This is a genomic window from Desulforamulus putei DSM 12395 (genome assembly GCF_900129195.1).
Classification (GTDB): Bacteria; Bacillota; Desulfotomaculia; order Desulfotomaculales; family Desulfotomaculaceae; genus Desulfotomaculum; species Desulfotomaculum putei.
Map to the genome: position 1 here is coordinate 15,402 of NZ_FQUY01000026.1, position 17,965 is coordinate 33,366.

The 17,965-nt window shown below is 44.7% G+C and carries 21 protein-coding genes and 2 pseudogenes; 3 read left to right on the forward strand and 20 right to left on the reverse strand.

Going from position 1 to position 17,965, the window contains the following annotated elements; translation table 11 throughout:
- Positions 1 to 27: 27 nt before the first annotated feature.
- From BUB67_RS13490 to dctP (BUB67_RS13545), 13 genes are all read right to left on the reverse strand, one after another.
- Entirely contained in the window at positions 28 to 738 is a 711-nt protein-coding gene (locus BUB67_RS13490; protein ID WP_143157086.1) for an AEC family transporter, read from the reverse strand.
- Positions 692 to 928 (reverse strand): hypothetical protein, encoded by a 237-nt coding sequence (locus BUB67_RS16475; protein WP_159431846.1) that lies wholly within the window; start codon positions 926 to 928, stop codon positions 692 to 694. The genes BUB67_RS13490 and BUB67_RS16475 overlap by 47 nt, the downstream gene beginning before the upstream one ends.
- An 83-nt stretch (positions 929 to 1,011) precedes the next feature.
- Positions 1,012 to 1,956, reverse strand: a complete 945-nt coding sequence (locus tag BUB67_RS13495; RefSeq protein ID WP_073239938.1) for a dihydrodipicolinate synthase family protein — start codon at positions 1,954 to 1,956, stop codon at positions 1,012 to 1,014.
- Between the two features lie 22 nt (positions 1,957 to 1,978).
- Positions 1,979 to 2,242, reverse strand: coding sequence for a MoaD/ThiS family protein (locus BUB67_RS13500; RefSeq protein ID WP_073239939.1), 264 nt, complete (start codon positions 2,240 to 2,242; stop codon positions 1,979 to 1,981).
- 3 nt (positions 2,243 to 2,245) lie between these two features.
- On the reverse strand, positions 2,246 to 4,060 hold the full coding sequence (locus BUB67_RS13505; protein WP_073239940.1) for an aldehyde ferredoxin oxidoreductase family protein: 1,815 nt from the start codon (positions 4,058 to 4,060) through the stop codon (positions 2,246 to 2,248).
- On the reverse strand, positions 4,060 to 4,446 hold the full coding sequence (locus BUB67_RS13510) for a 4Fe-4S dicluster domain-containing protein (RefSeq protein WP_073239941.1): 387 nt from the start codon (positions 4,444 to 4,446) through the stop codon (positions 4,060 to 4,062). Before BUB67_RS13510 ends, BUB67_RS13505 begins: the two co-directional genes overlap by 1 nt.
- Before the next feature lie 40 nt (positions 4,447 to 4,486).
- On the reverse strand, positions 4,487 to 5,389 hold the full coding sequence (locus tag BUB67_RS13515; protein WP_073239942.1) for a dihydrodipicolinate synthase family protein: 903 nt from the start codon (positions 5,387 to 5,389) through the stop codon (positions 4,487 to 4,489).
- A 15-nt stretch (positions 5,390 to 5,404) separates the two neighbouring features.
- Entirely contained in the window at positions 5,405 to 6,397 is a 993-nt protein-coding gene (locus BUB67_RS13520; RefSeq protein ID WP_073239943.1) for a C-terminal binding protein, read from the reverse strand.
- 25 nt (positions 6,398 to 6,422) lie between these two features.
- The gene (locus tag BUB67_RS13525; protein ID WP_084127752.1) at positions 6,423 to 7,091 is read right to left on the reverse strand and encodes a bifunctional 4-hydroxy-2-oxoglutarate aldolase/2-dehydro-3-deoxy-phosphogluconate aldolase; all 669 of its coding nucleotides are present in this window, start codon (positions 7,089 to 7,091) and stop codon (positions 6,423 to 6,425) included.
- Positions 7,091 to 8,041 carry a sugar kinase gene (locus tag BUB67_RS13530; protein ID WP_073239944.1) on the reverse strand — a complete coding sequence of 317 codons (951 nt, stop codon included), beginning with the start codon at positions 8,039 to 8,041 and terminating at the stop codon, positions 7,091 to 7,093. The genes BUB67_RS13525 and BUB67_RS13530 overlap by 1 nt, the downstream gene beginning before the upstream one ends.
- Before the next feature lie 94 nt (positions 8,042 to 8,135).
- Complete coding sequence (locus BUB67_RS13535) at positions 8,136 to 9,422, reverse strand: TRAP transporter large permease (protein WP_238457061.1); 1,287 nt, start codon at positions 9,420 to 9,422, stop codon at positions 8,136 to 8,138.
- 30 nt (positions 9,423 to 9,452) lie between these two features.
- Complete coding sequence (locus BUB67_RS13540) at positions 9,453 to 9,983, reverse strand: TRAP transporter small permease (RefSeq protein WP_073239945.1); 531 nt, start codon at positions 9,981 to 9,983, stop codon at positions 9,453 to 9,455.
- Positions 9,984 to 10,043: 60 nt separating this feature from the next.
- Entirely contained in the window at positions 10,044 to 10,625 is a 582-nt protein-coding gene (gene dctP, locus BUB67_RS13545) for a TRAP transporter substrate-binding protein DctP (RefSeq protein WP_073239946.1), read from the reverse strand.
- A gap of 82 nt (positions 10,626 to 10,707) precedes the next feature.
- Here dctP (BUB67_RS13545) and BUB67_RS13550 point away from each other — a divergent pair, with 82 nt between their 5' ends.
- Positions 10,708 to 12,114: an IS1380 family transposase gene (locus BUB67_RS13550; protein WP_073239947.1), complete on the forward strand. Its 1,407-nt coding sequence runs from the start codon at positions 10,708 to 10,710 to the stop codon at positions 12,112 to 12,114.
- A gap of 176 nt (positions 12,115 to 12,290) precedes the next feature.
- Here BUB67_RS13550 and dctP (BUB67_RS13555) read toward each other — a convergent pair whose 3' ends face one another.
- The 3 genes and pseudogenes from dctP (BUB67_RS13555) to BUB67_RS17250 all read right to left on the reverse strand — a co-directional run.
- Positions 12,291 to 12,788, reverse strand: a complete 498-nt coding sequence (dctP, locus tag BUB67_RS13555) for a TRAP transporter substrate-binding protein DctP (protein WP_073239948.1) — start codon at positions 12,786 to 12,788, stop codon at positions 12,291 to 12,293.
- Positions 12,789 to 12,811: 23 nt separating this feature from the next.
- Positions 12,812 to 13,459: a zinc-binding dehydrogenase gene (locus BUB67_RS13560; RefSeq protein WP_073239949.1), complete on the reverse strand. Its 648-nt coding sequence runs from the start codon at positions 13,457 to 13,459 to the stop codon at positions 12,812 to 12,814.
- Positions 13,433 to 13,537 (reverse strand): annotated as a pseudogene (locus BUB67_RS17250) (zinc-dependent alcohol dehydrogenase); the annotation flags it as partial. The pseudogene BUB67_RS17250 and the gene BUB67_RS13560, both read right to left, overlap by 27 nt.
- Before the next feature lie 77 nt (positions 13,538 to 13,614).
- Here BUB67_RS17250 and BUB67_RS13570 point away from each other — a divergent pair.
- Positions 13,615 to 14,750, forward strand: a protein-coding gene (locus tag BUB67_RS13570) for an IS3 family transposase (RefSeq protein WP_143157087.1) whose coding sequence is annotated in 2 segments (ribosomal slippage) — positions 13,615 to 13,876 and positions 13,876 to 14,750 — 1,137 coding nt in all. Because the reading frame shifts where the segments join, the coding sequence is not laid out codon by codon here.
- Between the two features lie 290 nt (positions 14,751 to 15,040).
- Here the strand turns inward: BUB67_RS13570 and BUB67_RS13575 are convergent.
- The 4 genes and pseudogenes from BUB67_RS13575 to BUB67_RS17450 all read right to left on the reverse strand — a co-directional run.
- Complete coding sequence (locus BUB67_RS13575; protein ID WP_238457062.1) at positions 15,041 to 15,355, reverse strand: alcohol dehydrogenase catalytic domain-containing protein; 315 nt, start codon at positions 15,353 to 15,355, stop codon at positions 15,041 to 15,043.
- A gap of 31 nt (positions 15,356 to 15,386) precedes the next feature.
- Complete coding sequence (locus BUB67_RS13580) at positions 15,387 to 16,157, reverse strand: SDR family NAD(P)-dependent oxidoreductase (RefSeq protein WP_073239951.1); 771 nt, start codon at positions 16,155 to 16,157, stop codon at positions 15,387 to 15,389.
- Positions 16,158 to 16,394: 237 nt separating this feature from the next.
- Positions 16,395 to 17,171, reverse strand: coding sequence for an IclR family transcriptional regulator (locus BUB67_RS13585; RefSeq protein WP_073239952.1), 777 nt, complete (start codon positions 17,169 to 17,171; stop codon positions 16,395 to 16,397).
- Between the two features lie 288 nt (positions 17,172 to 17,459).
- Positions 17,460 to 17,623: pseudogene (locus BUB67_RS17450) on the reverse strand (transposase); the annotation flags it as partial.
- 66 nt (positions 17,624 to 17,689) lie between these two features.
- On the opposite strand from BUB67_RS17450, the gene BUB67_RS13595 reads away from it, so the two are divergent.
- A partial coding sequence (locus tag BUB67_RS13595; RefSeq protein WP_238457063.1) for a response regulator occupies positions 17,690 to 17,965 on the forward strand: 276 nt, incomplete at its 3' end.

Sequence of the window (17,965 nt, forward strand, 5' to 3'; positions counted from 1 at the left end):
AATATGACCAATCAAAAAGTAGCAGACTTACATTCTTAAGACCAAAGGTATGATCACCATCAAGGTAACACCACTAAGTAAGGTAGTGAAGAAGGTAACGCTGGTAACAAAATCCGGCTCTTGATTGTACTGTACAGCATACATAGCGATAAAGGCCGCCGTCGGCATGGCAGCTTCAAGGATCATCACCTGCTGCCACAATTTACTCACCGGTAAAAATAACACAATGGCGAAAGCAATGGCCGGTGATACAATCAATCGTAGTAAAATAGCCGTTGTCAGCTTTAGAAAGTTAAGGTTTGTAATCCGGCACTCTGCAAGCTGCATCCCGAGTATAACAACCACCAGCATAACTGAGGTGTCTCCCACCAGTCTTAATGTTTTGTAGATATTATCAGACATAGGAGGCTCAAGGACCTTCCAAATTAAGGCCAAAATCATGGCATGGTTGATCGGGAATTTAAGGAGTGTCATGAGGGTCTTTTTGAGATCCTGCCTGGAACCACCGGTGGCAATATAAATACCCAAAGTGTTCATGGCAATGGAGTGGAACAAATTAATAATCATGGCATAATTAAACCCGGCTTCCCCAAAGGCAAACAGCATCACAGGTGCTCCCATGTTACCAGTATTGATAAAGGCTGTCGATAACATGATACTAGGCTGACTTTCTTTGGGTACTAGGTGGCATTTACTCAGGAGATAAACCAATCCCACAATAACCACAGGGAGTAGCATCGAATAAAGAGCCACATATAAAATGCCTCTGTCCAGAGGTGTATCGTAAAACACTCGGAATATCAGGGGGGGTCAGAACATAGATGGCTAAAGTTGAGATCGGTTTAATATCCAATTTTAATATCTTTTGACCGGTATAACCAAGGAAAATCATTAGAAATACCGGTATGACAACATCAAAGAGAACCATATTAACACCTCTTACCCGCAGCCGATATCGAAAGAGCGTACCAAAGGTACGCTCCTTTCTACATCATTTATACACCTTCTTGATTATGCGGTTGCTTTGTTCACTAATTTTTCTACGTCCACTTTGTAATCTCCCAGCAGGGCACCCATGACCTTTTCAATCCTGCTGCGGACATTGACAAAGCTAAATTTTTCAGCATGGGAAAGGGGCTGCATTGGTTCGCCCATCTCGAATCCACGTAATTCCATAGCAAGCTTGAAGCCGACCGGGAAGGGTAGCGCGTTCATAGCTCTTAACAGATTAAGGAAGGAAAACTGCAATTCACGGGCCTTGTCGTACTCTTTATTGTGAAAGCTGTCCCAAATACCTACCAGAATTTCCGGAATAATTCCGGCGCATGCGGTCATGCAGCCTTTGGCGCCCATCATTAAGGCCGGGAACAGGCCGTCTTCACGACCAATTAAGAAGTTAAAGTTATCTTGCTGGCCAATGGCCCTGACCTTGTCCATGAAGTGAACAGCATCAACGATACTGCCGCTGCTATCCTTCATCGCTACAACGTTTGGCTTGCGGCTGAGCCTTTTTACGACATCGTAGGTTATGGGGGTGGTAAAGGCAGGTATATTGTAAAGAATAACCGGAATATCAACGTTGTCTGCCAGCAGTTCAAAATGTCTTTCAATGGTTTCCTGGCTGACAGGTAGGAAATAAGGTGGGCAAATAACAACGCCTGAGCAGCCAAGCCGTTTAGCTTCTCTTGCCAGGGCGATAGATTGATCTGGATTGGGGGCAGTTACTCCCGGGGTTACCGGAACGCGACCGGCCGCCTGGTCTACAACAATTTCCATGCAACGAACTTTCTCAGCAAAATCCATTTGAATGAATTCACCGCAGCTGCTGACTGGGAATAAGCCGTGCACACCTTTTTGAATCTGAAATTCTACAATTTGACGTAGTACCGGTTCATTCACTTTTCCGTCTTTAAAGGGAGTCAGCATGGCAACATAAATACCTTCAGGTTTAAACATTTGTTTGCTCACCTCTCACATTTTATCCCCCACTCAAAATGGGAACGAAGGCTAAAGTATCTTCATCTTTTAATTCATAATTATCAGCTAATCCGTAGGAATAGCCCTTACCGTTAATTAAAATAGAATAGTATGTGCCTAACTTTTCTTTAGCCGGAAGGTTGAACCTTGCCCCAATAACTTCTATCGCCTGATAGAAGTTATTGGGCACTTCAAGGGTACAGGATCGACAACCCGTCTGAATGGCCAGCTGGGCAAAGAACTTAACCTGTATTTTGACTGTCATAGACTATAATCCCAGTTCTTCCAGTTTAGCTGGCAGGGGTCTGCCTGCTTCATCCCAATGACGAATGGTGTAATATTCCTTCAGCATAATGTCCAACGGTACTACTTGACCCGCTGCCGGTCCTTCTGCTAACTGTTCAGTCAGCAAACGTTCAGGCAGTGTGTCACTGGCGGGAGCCATCCCTTCTCTCAAGTTAAACAGACGAGTGAGGTTATAAATTCTCTCGCCAATTACCATTAACTTTTCACCGGAGTTAAATTCCTGGATCCCTGTCAGTGCGGACAACATGCCCACAATTTGCTTCAGAGAAAGGGCAAAGGTGGCAAAGAGACAAAGACCCAGCGAGTCGATTACCGCAATGAGATCCTGCTCACTCTTAATAAACTCTGCCTTAAATTCCACAGAGAAGGGGTCCATTCTGTTGGCAGCCAGAACTTCCTGGGCAATGGGCCAGGATCTCAGGTGACAGCCCCCCCGGTCACTGGTGGCATAGGCCAGGCCCATGCCAAAAGCACCCCTTGGATCATAAGCCGGCAGTTCCATCCCTTTAACATGCATAGCCCATTTTTCAGAGCCTTTTCCGATTTGTTCCGAAGCATACCGAACACCCTGAGCCAACAGTTTACCAATGCCCTGCCCCTGACAAATGGCTTCTACTGTTTTTATCATGGCTTCAGTATCACCAAACCGGAGTGGATATCCGATTTCCTCCTCGGTTAGTGCGCCTTGTTCAAAGCATTCCATCGCGAAGCCCACGACGTTCCCCACGGAGGTAGCATCCAGGCCATAGGCATCACAAAGATATTCAGCATAGATTACTGCCCCGAGGTCAGTGTTGCCGCACTGGGCACCGAAGCTCCAAACATCCTCATATTCCGGACCCTCTGTAAATTTGCCCTGGTATTTTCCTTCATCAACCTTGGCTAGTTTACTGCAGGCAATGGGACATGAAGAGCAAGCTTTATCCTTCTTGTAATACTTGCTTCGTAAAACTTCTTCATTAATGGTATCTGTTCCCGTGAACTTGCCTTTTCGGAAGTTCTCCACCGGGTGAACCCCGGCTTCGTTAATAAAGGAGTAAATGACACTGGTACCGTAATGGTTTCTGCCACCGCCGGTATCCGGATGAATGGCCACCTCGTTAAAAGCTTCTTTGACGTAGTCAACGAATTTTTGATAATCGGCAATGTTGATGCCCCGGGTTCCACGAACTACAATTGCCTTTAGGTTTTTGGAGCCCATAACGGCACCGGCACCACCCCGGCCAAAGGCCCGAGCTTCGGAAATAATCGCAGCTAATTTATCCATTCTTTCACCGGCCTGACCAATGGCAGCCACCCGGTAATCAGGGCCATGTAACTCTTTTAATGTCTGGTGTGTCTCAAAGGTATCTTTACCCCAGAGGTTATTGGCGGGACGAAGTTCAACACGGTCATCTTCAATTAGAATATAGACAGGTTCCAAAGACTTGCCCTCAACAATCAGAGCATCATAGCCGGCGAATTTTATCTCCCTGCCCAAAAAACCGCCGGCGTTAGAATCTAACCACAGGCCGGTCAGAGGACTCTTGGTGGCCACGATCATTCGACTGGATGTTGGTGCCAAAGTAGCGGTCAGAGGACCGGTGGCAAAAACCAGCAAGTTCTCAGGACCTAGGGGATCCTGGCCAGGTTGTAAACGATCATAGAGAATACTGGCTGCCAACCCCTTACCGCCAAGATATTTCTTAGCCTGTTCCGGAGCTAATTCCTTAACTTCATAATTTCCATTTGATAAATTAACGTATAGCAGCTTCCCTGCATAACCGAACCACTGCATTACTCTCCCCCCTTCCGGATCGCTTTGCTGGGACACCAGTTGACACATTGATAGTTCCCCTGGCAGGTGTCACAAAACAACGGTTTATTCTCTTTGTCCTTTAAGTTGAAACCAAAGGGACATGCTTCCAGGCATTTGCCACAGCTGTCGCAGCGGTCATTATCCAGAACCACAAACCCGTTAAAGGTGAGCGCCCCCTGAGGACATGCCTTAATACAGGACTGGGCTTTACATTGCCTGCAGAGGATTACTTTTTCTTCTTCCGGCCATTTACTGGCAATTTTTATACGGGATAACCCGGCATTAAATTCCCGGTGGTGTTCCATTGAGCAAACCTGCTCACAAATCCGGCAGCCGGTACAAAGCTTCTCGTTTACCGTTAACACGTTAATCCTCCCTTCATAGATGCCTCGCCTTGTTAATCACTTAGCCTGGTAAACACTCCATTAACTTTTTTAGCCCGGCTATGGCCGATTCAGAGGCAAAACCAGCCGGTTGACGAACATAGGTGTTGACGGATAATCCCCGTAATTTGAACCCTTCTTTGACAACACCTATTGCCGGTAAATCTAATCCATAGATACAGGAGAGGCGCATCAAGGTTTCATTTAATTTAATTGCCTCTGCATATTCGCCGGCAACAAATTTTTCATAAACACCAACACTGATTTCAGGAGCAAAGTTAGCAGTGCCGGGGATCGCACCATCCCCCCCCATAGCCAGGGTGCTTAGCAAGTGGTGATCAAAGCCGGCCAGGACACTGAAATCAGGTTTTACCTCTTTGACAGTCAGCACCAGATCCCGTATATGAGCAATGCTGTCAATGGTGTCCTTGATGCCTACAATATTCGGGAACTCTTTCACCATTTGGGCCACTAAACTTGCTGTAAGTTGTTGCCCGGTGAGGTTGGGAAAATGATAAAGGATAATCGGTAAATCTATAGCACAGGCCACTGTTTTATAGTGGTTAAATAGGTTCTCCCCGGATAGTCCCCAGTAATAAGGGGTTACAATAATAACGCCATCAGCGCCGATATCCTGGGCATGACGGGAAAGTTCAACCACTTCCCGGGTGTTACTGTGGCCGGTGCCTACCAGCACAGGCACCCGGCCCTTCACATAATCAACTGCAAATTCAGCAAATTCCTTTCTTTCGGCGGTACTCATGTGGGCAAACTCGCCGGAACTGCCCAGCACAAAGATCCCGTGAACTCCGCCTTCAATCAGGTAATCAATAACGGCTTTATTGCCTTCCCAGTCAAAGGAGCCATCATCATTAAAAATGGTCACCATTGGCGGGATAATGCCTTTAAATTTAACCCCAGTCATTTGAAGAAACCTCCTTTAGAGTTCTTTTAATTGGAGTTTCGCCTTCACATCTCTGTTTACTAGGTATTTGGGGAAGTAGCCCTGCAGGACTTCCGCTACTCCACGGGCGGTTTTTGTTCTCAGTTCTGCTTCTGCTTCAATGGAATACCAGGCAGCATGGGGGTTAATCACTACATTATCCATTTTTAACAGCGGATTATCGGCAGTCGGAGGCTCCACTTCTATAACGTCAAGCCCCGCACCCGCAATCCAACCTTCCTGAAGAGCTTTAATCAGAGCCTTTTCGTCGATAACCGGACCGCGGCCTGTGTTTACAATAAAGGCTGATTTCTTCATCATTTGCAGTTCTTTCTCACTGATGAGGTGTTCGGTTTCGGCAGTCAACGGGGCATGGACGGAAATGAAGTCTGATTCTCTAAGTAGTTCTTCTAGACTAACAAGCTTTGCATCATACTGTTTTGCTACCGTTTCGGGAACATAGGGATCAAATACCAAAAGGTTCATTCCAATGGCACGGGCTTTTCCGGCTAGGGTTTGGGCAATTCTGCCGAAACTGATCAGACCCAGGTTTTTGCCCCGAATCCGGTAAATGGGGATGGATACTTTGTAATCCCAGTTGCCTTTCTTAACTTCGTTATTCATTAAAACAACCTTACGGGCACAGGCTAAAATCAGGGCCATCGCATGGTCTGAAACTTCATCCATGCAGTAGTCCGGGACATTGGCGGCACAAATCCCCAGGTCAGTAGCAGCAGGCAAATCAATGGTATTAACCCCAACGCCATAGCGAGCAACTACTTTTAGATTTGGCAGAGATTCCATTACCTTGCGTGAAATAGGAGCATACTGGTTGATCAGTCCTACCGCATCCTTGCATTTTTCTATAATATCTTCTTCTGTCTTGCACTGAACACCGATGAGTTCAGCTCCGATAGGAAGTAATACTTCTTCTTCAAATTTCAGGTTGGGAAATTCATAATCTGTTACATATACTTTCGGTTTGGTCATAAATCAATCACCTCATTGTTAATGTTTAAAGCCCCTTACGAGTTTGGCTTACAATTTGTACAAATTGGCTGGCTCTTTCAGTTAGTGCTTCATAACGTTCTTGTTTAATTGCTTCCTTATCTAATAAGGCTCCGCCAACCCCCAAGGCCACACAGCCGGCTTTGATAAATTCGGCGGCATTTTCCAGGGTTACCCCGCCGGAAGGCATAAGAGGTACATGCTTGAAGGGTCCTCTTACTTCTCTAAAATATCTGGGTCCTAAAACTCCGGCCGGGAACACTTTCAGCAGGTCTGCCCCCATCTCGTAGGCATTAATGATTTCCGTTGGAGTCATGACCCCCGGAATTACCACCTTACCGTAGCGTTTAGCGGTACGAATAACATCCTCATGAAGGCTGGGGCAAAAGATAAACTCAGCTCCTGCCAGAATAGCTGCCCGAGCGGTTTCCGCATCCAAAACGGTACCTGCACCAACTACAGCTTGGTGACCGATTTCTGACACGACTTGCTTGATCATATCAATGGCCCCCGGGGTATCCATTGTTACCTCGATCGAGGTGACTCCACCTTTATGTAAGGCCCGGGCAATGTTTACTACTTTGGCAGCTTCAGCCCCCCGTACAACTGCTACAACACCACATTCCAGCAAGCTTTCTGCCAGCCTGGATTTAGGTAAAATTAAATCCTGCTTCATTACCTCTCAATCTCCCTCCTCTGTCCTAGGAATATTTCAACCTCTTCCATAGTGGGTAAACCTTCAACATCCCCAATAACCTGAGTGGCTCGAGCTCCTACGGCATTGGCTAGTTTCACAGCCTCAGTTACACTCCAACCTTTCAGCAACCCGCTGATAAAACCGGCTGCAAAACCATCCCCTGCCCCAATGGGGTCAACTACTCTGGCAACCGGATAACCGGGCACAAATTCTGCATAAGTCTCTGTGGCTAAATACGCCCCTTTGTCACCGCATTTAATCACTACGATTTTGGCCCCGGTTTTTAACATCCTGGCAGCGATTTCCTCCGGTTCTTCCGCCCCTACCAGCAGCCGGCCCTCTTCCAATCCTGGCAGTACAATATCAGCCTGAGAAACAAGTCCCATAATCACTTCCTTAGCCCTTTCCGCGGACCAAAGTTTAAGGCGAATGTTGGGGTCTAAACTGATTGTTACGCCTCGGGACTTCGCTAAACGGATGGCTTCTAAAATCGTCTCATAACAAGACTCGCTCAGGGCCGGCGTGATTCCGGTTATATGCAAAAATTTAGCACCGGCAATATAGTCCGGGTTCAAATCCGCAGGCACCATGCGGCTGGCTGCAGAACCCTTCCGGTAATAGTAGACTTTACTTTCCCCTCCCTCCTGCCGCTCCTTAAAAAACACACCGGTAGGAGCATCGGAATCTTCCTTAACCTGGCTGGTGTCTACACCTTCACCCCGAATAAAGGAGATAATATATTTACCAAACTCATCCTTCCCCACTCGGCTAATCCAGCCTACGGAATGGCCCAGCCTGCTTACGCCAATGGCGAAGTTGGATTCGGCTCCCCCAATTTGTCGAACAAAATGAGTTACATATTTTAGGGGCCCGGTGTTGAGGGCATTTAATAAAACCATAGTCTCGCCGAGGGTAACTACTTCCGGCATCTGAATGCATTCCTTTCCTGGTTGTTGTTTCGAATTGCAAAACACCGTTTTAGATGTTGTGCAAGAAGAGAACAGGCCGCAATTGCAAGCCTATCTACTTCATCATGTTTATCAGACCCATAGATATTTCAGGTATATACGTTATAAGCATAAGGGCCAATACCAGCACTGCAAAGAAAGGCATAATCGCCCGGGACAACTTCTCTAACGATACCCCAGAAATCCCATTAGCCACAAACAGGTTCACACCAAGGGGCGGTGTAATAAACCCAATGGCCAGGTTCACCACCATAATGGCACCGAAATGAATGGGATCCACGCCGAACTTTAGGGCAACTGGCAGCAAAATGGGAGCTAAAATGATGATCGCCGCTAGGGTATCCATAAAGGTTCCTACAATAAGTAAAAGCAAGTTAATCAACAGCAAAACAATAATGGGGTTCTGCGAGAAGTTTGTAATAGCATTAGCCAGCATAGTAGGAATTTGCTCCAGAGCAAGTAACCGGCCAAAAGTGGTTGCTGTCCCTACAATGATTAAGACGGTGGCTGTTGTTAGTGCAGAAGATGCCACTAAAGAGGGAACTTCGGTTATTTTTAACTCACGGTAGATAAAGACCCCGGCAATGAAGCCGTAAACCACTGCGATAACGGCTGCTTCCGTAGGTGTAAATACACCACCGTAAATTCCACCTAGAATAATAACTGGAACCAGCAATGCCCACTTGGCATCGTTACATGCTCTTAATAGTCGAGATAAGGTAAACCCCTGCTCTGATCCTTTTAACCCAGTCTTTTTAGCGTAAATATAACACCATGCCATTAAAAACAAACCTACCAGGATGCCAGGTAAAATACCGGAAATAAACAGGTCCCCGATGGATGCATTGGTGGATACGCCGTAAATAACCATGGGAATGCTAGGCGGGATCATAACACCGATGGTACCGGATGCAGCCACTACTGCAGCAGCAAACTTCTTATCATAACCTGCCTTAACCATTTCCGGAATAATCATCATGCCAATGGCCGCCACGGTAGCCGGACCAGATCCAGAAATAGCACCAAAGAACATACAAGTGGCCACTGTCACCATTGCTAAACCGCCGGGAAACCGTCCCACCAGCACATCCGCAACCGCCAGCAAGCGCTTTGATATGCCACCTTTTCCCATTAGGTCCCCAGCTAAAATAAAGAACGGCACTGCCATTAATGGGAAAGAATCAACTGAAGTGATCATCCCTTGGGCTAACATGGTCAGAGGAGCGCCTGAGACTAAAAACGCCAGGATACATGCCAGGCCCAGGGCAATCCCGATAGGAACATTGAAAACCAGAAAGGCGGCAAAACTTCCAAATAACACCTGGGCTACCAATTTAATCAACCCTTCCTAAATTCTATTCTTTGACTAGAATTAACGGGAATCAGAAGTTCTAATTGTTGATCCCACTATGTTGTTCTCCTGATTTAGCCCCTTCAATTCACTAACGATTACTACAATATTTTGTACCAACCGGATAATAGCAAGAGAAAACCCAATAGGAGAAGCCATGTAAATATAGCCCATCGGAATCGACAAGGCAGGTGACGTTTGACCAAAACTAAGAAGGTTCATAGCTACAGCGGTACCCTGTTGAATAATGAACACACAGAAAACAATAAACAATATATTAGAAAAAATGAGAAGATATTTTTGGGCTTTAAACGGGAGAATTAACATTATTGCATCCACTTTAATATGGCGCTGCATTTTTACCCCGTAACTAATTCCGATATAGACCATCCAGATAAAAAGATAGCGGGCCAACTCCTCCGTCCACGAAGGGGAGGCATGCATTACATAACGCATAAAAACCTGTACGGCAATCAAGATAACGGTGGTGGACAATAGAAAACTTAACAGGTACTCCTCCAAGTGTTTATCGATCTTTCGTAACAGGCCCATACTCTCACCCCTTACTTTTTAATGACTGCACGGGGGACACCCCCGTGCAGTATGAGGATCTTACTTCTTAACTTTCTCAACTTCTGCCATTAATTCATCTATTAACTGACGGCCACCCATCATTTCAGCGCCTTTGTCATAAACGGGTTTGAGAGCCTCAACCATTTTGGCTTTTTCTTCGGCAGGCAGTTCATTCACTACACAGCCAGCATCTTTGATAACCTTTAGGCTCTTTTCTTCCTGTTGTTTCATCAGGTCACGTTGGTACTGGCCGGCTTCTTTAACTGCATCTAAAACAACTTTTTGCAGATCCTGAGGCAATTCATCAAAAAACTTCTTGTTCATCATGATTACAAAGGGAGTATAGATATGACCGGACAGGGTTAGATACTTGTTAGCTTCATAAAACTTGTTGGAGTCAATCAGTGCCAGCGGGTTTTCCTGACCGTCTACAGTACCCTGCTGTAAAGCGGTAAATACTTCACCAAAGGCCATCGGAGTGGGGTTAGCACCCAACTGTTTCCAGGCAGCCATGTGCAGCTGGTTTTCCATTGTTCTTAATTTGAGGCCTTTAATATCTTCCAGTTTGTTAATGGATCTCTTACTATTGCCTGAATCCGCAAAATAAACTTTCTGTATCACCCTATAATTTGTAGGTAGACGAAGAAATATGTAGAAATATACATCTAATCCATATTTCTAATCTTCACCTCAGGGGTGCTACATGAAAAACAAGAAAAACAAAGCCCAAATTAAGAATGACGATAAACTTACCATTTTTGAAATTGAACAAGGTAACGAAGATTTAACCACTCATTCTGGGCTGGCTCTTATAGGGGCACTACTTTCGAACACCAAAATAAAAACACGGCTGAATAAAACAATGGCAACTGAGCAAAAGAAACCCCATATCTCTAATGGAAGTGTTGGTATTGCCTACATTGGGTTGTTGTGCCAGGGTAAGAGTGATTTTGACCACATTGAACCCTTCCGGGAAGATAACTTTTTCTCCATCGCACTAAACATAAAAGAGACCCCTTCCAGTCCTACCCTCCGTCAGCGATTGGATATGATGGCTAAGGATGGACAATGGAATAATATCTTGCTGGAAGAATCTGCAGAATTACTCAAGAAAACCAATGCCCCGCTAACACCGGTGTACCTTGGCCAGAAAGAAAGGCCATATCTTCCGCTGGATATTGATGTGTCCCCCTTTGATAACTCGAATACCAAAAAGGAAGGGGTCTCCCGAACCTACAAAGGTACTGATGGTTATGCTCCCATCTTTGCATATTTAGCAAAGGAAGGTTACTGTGTAAATACCGAACTGCGCCAGGGTAGTGAACACTGCCAAAAGGGAACCTCGGAATTTATTACTAAAAGCATTCAATATGCTCGAAAAATCACCCAAATGCCTTTGCTTTTAAGGATGGATTCAGGTAATGACAGTGCAGATAATATCCAGATTTGCTTAAATGAAAATACCCGGGCAGATTTCATAATCAAGAGGAACCTTCGTAAAGAAACCCCCGAAGGGTGGCTGCTCTTGGCAAAAAACAATACAAAAAACAATAAAGATATATACTGTCAGGAAAGAGAAGGCAAAAAAGTCTACTACGGTTCCATGATGAAATACAAAAAAGAACTCAACAGGGAAATCAGAGTAGTTTACAAAATTACGGAAAGAACCTCTGGCAAAGATGGTCAGATCTTTCTTATCCCTCAAGTGGAAGCCGAAACATATTGGACATCACTGCCTGATTTACCCCATATAATCGAAAGACTGTACCATGAACATGGCACTAGCGAGCAGTTTCATAGTGAACTCAAGACAGATCTGGATTTAGAAAGACTGCCCTCTGGCAAATTTGACACCAACAACCTAGTGCTACATTTTGGGGTAATGGCCTATAACCTATTAAGGATCATTGGTCAATCAACAACCCAGATGAAGCATGTGCCTTTACGTAAGCAGGCAGAGCGCCGCAGGATAAGGACAGTAATACAGAACCTAATTACATTGGCATCCCGGTTAATATCGCACGCTAGGAAGAAGAAACTACAGTTTGGCAGGCATAGTCCTTGGTTTGAAACATTTAAGCAAGCCTATTCTGTGTGTTTAGCAAGATAAAGTTATCCACAAAAAAAAATATAAAACCAAAGCACAAAACGTGTGCTTAGATTGCTGTTGTCAATTTTAGGGTACTCCTGTAGAGGATTAGCAGATTATTGTAAATAGCATCGGCAAAATACAAATTTTATCACTAACATCAATCCGAGGGACTGCCTGCTGGGTAAATCACGGATTCAGGTATTGGTAATATGACGGAATCCGTTTTCCCAGTAACCCAAACCCTTGATCCCTTGGCTTGCCAGGTTATCAAGAAGTTTTTGGCCAATAGGACCATCCAGAACTTTATAAGCAGTTTCCCGATCCGGGAACAAGAAGGGTAGGTCAAACAGGTAGAAGGACTTCTCGAAGTTTGCTACCGGAGAGGTGGAAGAAAGGGTCATGGTTACAGTACCCATTTGCACTGCTTCGGTTAATTCACGGTCGCCACCTAAAACGCCATTAGCATGAAGTTCAGCCTTAATTTTGCCGTTACTATTCTTTTCAACCAGTTCGATAAACTTAAGAAATCCATTGTGGGCCGGGTGAGTTTCTACAACAGGAGAACCAATTTTGATGGTATAAGCACCGTCACCGCCGGCGGATTTTTTCTCTTCCCCACCACTACCGCCGCATCCGGCCAGTAGGAAACTCATCAGCATTACCAAAACGATGGTCACTAATTTCTTAAACATTTACCTTCCTCCTTAAATTTCTTTTAGGGTTGTAACAGGATTTTCATAGAATGGCCGGTCCCCCGCATAAGTTCAATTCCTTCCTGTGCCTGTTCCAGGGGTAGTTTATGTGAAATAACACGGCCAATTTCTTGATTTTTTATTAACATGTCAATTGCAACTTCATAATCCCGGGGAGTATACACCCTCACACCGATGAGTGAAAGTTCCCTGAAATTAACGGCCTGCAAATCAACCTTGGCAGGTTCTTTAAAGACTCCCACAATTACAATCTGTCCCGTAATTTTAACCAGCCGTGTAGCAAGGGTCGCAGTAGCAGGAACACCGGCGGCTTCATAAACCACATCTGCACCATTACCTCTGGTAAGGCTCAAGATTTCCGCTTCGGGATCTTGACTAGCGTCGATTACAGTAAAACCAAGGCTTCGGGCGAGGTCACGGCGGCTTTCGCTTACTTCTGTAACGAAAACCCGAGATGCACCTGCGTACCGGGCTGTAATGGCGGTAAGTAAACCAATGGGCCCGCCTCCCAGGACTGCAACAGTATCTCCTGCTTTTAGAATCGATTTCCTTACCGCATGAACACAAACTGCCAGTGGTTCCACCAAACAAGCTACATCCAAAGGCAAATCCTGTGGAAGTTTGAGCACTTTAGCTGCATCTACCTTCACATACTCAGCGAAACCCCCGTCAATATCAATCCCTATTAAGCCAAGCTTTTTGCAAACATGAGCGTTACCGGTCTGACAAGGTTGACAGTTGACCTTACCGCGATTTTATGGACACATAGAACGTGTGATACAATAAAATAACGGAGGTGTCCTAAATGAGAACATTTGATAAAGAATACAAAATTATGGCAGTCAATCGTGTGAAGGCGGGGGAAAAGTCTGCCGCTGAGGTAGCCAGGGAACTAGATTTAAGTCCCACCACGCTATATGGGTGGATAAGGAAGTTCGGTAAACACGGCGAAAATGCCTTTCCCGGAAGCGGTCACCTGCACAAGGCTGACGATGAGTTGCGTAGGCTTCGTAAAGAAATTATGGATCTGAAAGAGGAAAACGCCATCTTAAAAAAGGCGGCAGCCTACTTCGCCAAAAACCAGAAATAGAACGCTTTCGTTTCATGGAGACACACCGCTCCGAATTTCGGGTTGCGAAGATGGCTGAGGTGCTCCAGGTATCAAGGAGCGGTTTTTACGCATATTTAAGGCGACCCAAAAGCAATCGAGAAATAGAAAATGAGTTGCTGCTCGAAAAGATAAAGGCTATCTACAAGAAGAACCACGCTATATACGGATATCCTCGCATAACCAACGAACTAAAGAACGACGGCGCACCTAGCAAAAATCGTGTATACAGGCTGATGAGAAAAAACGGCATCAAATCAAAGACCGTAAAAAAATATAAGGCAACGACTAACTCAAATCATAACCTCCAGGTTGCTGAAAATCTGCTTAACCGCGAATTTACAGCAAATAAGCCAAATCAAAAGTGGGTAAGTGATATCACCTATGTTGCAACCGATGAAGGGTGGCTGTACCTCGCCGGTGTTATGGATTTGTGCGGCAGGCCAATCGTTGGCTTTGCCATGGCCGAGCACATGAGAAAGTCACTTGTCATAGAAGCCCTAAACCAGGCCATAGGCAGAACTGGTGCGAAAGAAGGGCTATTGGTACATTCCGATCGCGGTGTCCAATATGCCAGCAGAGAATATCAGGCCATACTAAATGAAAATAAATTTATATGTAGCATGAGCCGCAAAGGGAACTGCTATGACAACGCTCCTATGGAATCATTCTGGGGCAAGCTCAAACAAGAGTGGTTGTACGGTAAGCGGTTTAAGACGCGGGCCGAAGCCAAGGCAGCCATATTTGAATATATCGAAGTCTTTTACAACCGACGGCGCATACATTCTAGCAACTGTTACAAAACACCGATGGAAGTTATAAAGGCAGCGTGATCGCTAAATGTTGGTGCATAAAACTAACCCTTGGTCGCCCTTGACATGGAGCCTCGCACCCGTGTTTCCAAGGGCCAAGGGCAACCCAGCTTCGCTTAGTGCCCCTTGCCATGAAAGGCTAACACGGGCATTCTCCATGTCAAGGGTCTCCGCTATCGCTCCGATAAACGACCATGATCATATATCAAGGTGGTACTCCGGCGAATTAAAAAGCCACCTTCACCTTAACATAACATACTAAATATTATATAATTAAGCAATTTTGTGAGACAGTTAGATATTGTGCGTTTTTAGTGTCTATTGATTCGGGGTAGGTTCAAGTTACCGCAGGATATTAAAGGGTTGACTGTTACTTTATCCCCTACCTTAATGTCCGACTCTGTTGCCAAAGTTTCTACCACTTCACCGGTGAACTCATGCCCCATAATCAGGGGTGCCTTAGCTCGTGGATGCTTACCGGCATAAATCCCCAAGTCAGAACCACAAATTCCGGCAGAATGAACTTTAATTAAAACCTCGCCGGGCTTTAACTTAGGCTTTTCTACCTCCTTAACAGCTATTTGTTCTTTTCCCAGGTAAACAACAGCTTTCATTCTACTTGTCAATTCCTCCCCCCCTTTTCTTTCATAATTAAAATTAAATGGCTAATGAAAGGAAACCACCATCAACAGCTATGGTACTGCCGGTTACGAAATTGGAGGCGTCAGAGCAAAGAAAGATAGTTGCTCCAACTAAATCCTCAGGTAACCCCAGTCGCTGCATCGGTGTCCGATTTACAATTTTATCGTAGGTCTCTTTCACAGAAAGCATTTTTTCTGTTAACGGGGTCTTAAAATATCCCGGAGAAATACAGTTCACATTAATACCGTAAGGAGCCCACTCTGCTGCTAATACCTTGGTTAGTTGAAGTACAGCCCCTTTGCTGGCACAGTAAGCTGCGGAGCGGGTGATGCCCAGGTGAGAGCCAAGTGAGGCAATATTTATAATTTTGCCACTCTTCTGAGCAATCATTTTCTCTCCCACCGCTTTACAGGCTAGGAATGTACCCTTAAGGTTGACAGCCAATACGTCGTCCCATTCCTCCCCTGTCAACTCCAATGCTGGTTTTTTATAGTTTTTACCGGCTGCGTTGATTAGGATGTCGATGTGACCAAATTTCGCCATAACCTCATCCACAAGGCGTTTTACATCTTGTTCATCAGTAACATCTACAGAGGTTAACAGGGATTTGCGTCCTAATGCAACGATTTCCTCAACGACTTCTCTATTGCGCTCTTTATTTCGGCTCACAGGGATAACATTGGCCCCGGCTCTCGCTAAACCTAAACTAATCGTTCTGCCAAGACCACCGCCGCCACCCACAAAAATGGCAACCTTACCGTTTAAATCAAAAAGTTGTGTACTCATGACCGTATCCTCCTAGCCTTAGTACGCTAAATTAGGGTTTAATAAGATGTTTCATTATACAAAACAACGTTTCTATTTGTAGCTATTATTAAAATGTTTCATATAACGAAACCCTGTTTCTTTTGTGCAGGAAAAATAAAATAGTTTTGCAATATGAAACACTGTTTTGAATTATTTATTAATTCTATTAATTTTTCTCTTTTCCTTCAAAAAAATCACAATTTTTTAAATAGAATTTTATTGTCTGTAGCCCAGCTGCCTTGATATTTTATTGGCAGTTTCAATCAACATTGTAGCTAATTCTTTCTCAATTCGATCTTTAGTTACCCGTATAGTAGGACCAGCCACACTTATTGAAGCAATTACATTACCTTTGTAATCCCGAACAGGAGCGGCAACACACCGGAGTCCCGGGTCGTGTTCCTCATCGTCGATGGCATACCCCTGCCTCCTTATTTCTTCAAAGTGCTTAAGCAGTTTATCCAGTTGGGTGATGGTTTTATCAGTCTTGTAAACCAAACCACTCTCTTTAATAATTTTTATAACTTCTGCTTCAGGCTGAAATGCAGCAATCACTTTGCCAACACCTGTACAATGTATGGGTGCAACACGGCCTATACGAGAATACATGAGCACAGAGTTGCGGCTTTCAACCTTGTCAATATACACAACTTTTCCATTCTCCCACAGACACAAATGCACAGCTTCTTGTGTTTGCTCCATTAACTCCTGCAGAAATGGGCGGGCTTCGGACCGAATTTCCATACTATCAAGCCTTGCCTGACCCAGGCTGATAAGCTTTAAACCTAATCGATACTTTTCGGTATCGTTCTTTTTTTCTACATAGCCTCGAAGCATTAAAGTATGAAGCAGACGGTGAACCGTACTTTTATGCAAGCCGACAATGGAGCCTATCTCGGTAACACCTAAGCCAGACTCATGTCTTGACAATTCTTCAAGAATATCTAAAGCCCTATCCAGAGATTGAACAACATTATCTCTTTCAGATTTCATTAAGCCTCATCTCCTGTTGCGTATTACGAAATCTATTTTTAATTTTGTATATTTATAATACTACGTCTTTTCACAATATTCCTGCCTATTGGGCAAATTTGTTTTAAATTTTCCGAACAAACTAAAAAATTCTTGCTTGAGAAAAAGTTTTTAAATAAACGATAGTTTTGCCTTTCTTCCACAAATCATTTGACATCGGCCGTGATTGCTTTAGTAAGTGGTTCCCAATAGGGACATTAGCGGCTGGCAAAAACTACACAACTATTGCTACGGCAGCACAGTTTGCTCTCTTTTTGCAGCAAGACGGTGATTATTAAACTGGACAAATAGGTATTCTTAGTTCGGGCGGCAGCCCTGGCTGCTTCTATGAGTGTGCTTCTTAGTTTCTGATTCCCTTTATGAGTTCTTCCTGACTTTCGTTTTCCGGCGCTTTCACTGTTACCTAGAGACACTAATTTTTCTAATTAGTCTCTCTAACCTGGAACAAGCTTTTTGGTGAGTACGCCGGAGATCAGGTCTTGTGGTTACTGGGTTTTTCTTTTTTACTTACCGGATCTAAGAAGGTGGCCGGCATAGAAAAGGTAAGAATTCTTTTAGTGGATGATGAGGAACGGATCAGGGAAATGATCAGGGAATATACCAGTCTGGAGGGATATGATATTGATGAAGCCTCAGACGGAATTGAAGCTTTAAATCTTTTTAAACAACAGAAATATTCATTGGTTATTCTCGATGTCATGATGCCTAAAATGGATGGCTGGAGCGTATGCAGGGAAATTAGAAAGACCTCCCAG

What these genes read in the sequence shown, in the direction of transcription:
- BUB67_RS13505 (WP_073239940.1), bottom strand. Translation starts at nt 4,060, where the DNA reads ATGCAGTGGTTCGGTTATGCAGGGAAGCTGCTATACGTTAATTTATCA.
- BUB67_RS13520 (WP_073239943.1), bottom strand. Translation starts at nt 6,397, where the DNA reads ATGACCAAACCGAAAGTATATGTAACAGATTATGAATTTCCCAACCTG.
- BUB67_RS13495 (WP_073239938.1), bottom strand. Translation starts at nt 1,956, where the DNA reads ATGTTTAAACCTGAAGGTATTTATGTTGCCATGCTGACTCCCTTTAAA.
- BUB67_RS13500 (WP_073239939.1), bottom strand. Translation starts at nt 2,242, where the DNA reads ATGACAGTCAAAATACAGGTTAAGTTCTTTGCCCAGCTGGCCATTCAG.
- BUB67_RS13490 (WP_143157086.1), bottom strand. Translation starts at nt 738, where the DNA reads ATGCTACTCCCTGTGGTTATTGTGGGATTGGTTTATCTCCTGAGTAAA.
- BUB67_RS13540 (WP_073239945.1), bottom strand. Translation starts at nt 9,983, where the DNA reads ATGGGCCTGTTACGAAAGATCGATAAACACTTGGAGGAGTACCTGTTA.
- BUB67_RS13585 (WP_073239952.1), bottom strand. Translation starts at nt 17,171, where the DNA reads ATGAAATCTGAAAGAGATAATGTTGTTCAATCTCTGGATAGGGCTTTA.
- dctP (WP_073239948.1), bottom strand. Translation starts at nt 12,788, where the DNA reads ATGTTTAAGAAATTAGTGACCATCGTTTTGGTAATGCTGATGAGTTTC.
- BUB67_RS13580 (WP_073239951.1), bottom strand. Translation starts at nt 16,157, where the DNA reads ATGAGTACACAACTTTTTGATTTAAACGGTAAGGTTGCCATTTTTGTG.
- BUB67_RS16475 (WP_159431846.1), bottom strand. Translation starts at nt 928, where the DNA reads ATGGTTCTCTTTGATGTTGTCATACCGGTATTTCTAATGATTTTCCTT.
- BUB67_RS13530 (WP_073239944.1), bottom strand. Translation starts at nt 8,041, where the DNA reads ATGCCGGAAGTAGTTACCCTCGGCGAGACTATGGTTTTATTAAATGCC.
- BUB67_RS13550 (WP_073239947.1), top strand. Translation starts at nt 10,708, where the DNA reads ATGAAAAACAAGAAAAACAAAGCCCAAATTAAGAATGACGATAAACTT.
- BUB67_RS13515 (WP_073239942.1), bottom strand. Translation starts at nt 5,389, where the DNA reads ATGACTGGGGTTAAATTTAAAGGCATTATCCCGCCAATGGTGACCATT.
- BUB67_RS13525 (WP_084127752.1), bottom strand. Translation starts at nt 7,091, where the DNA reads ATGAAGCAGGATTTAATTTTACCTAAATCCAGGCTGGCAGAAAGCTTG.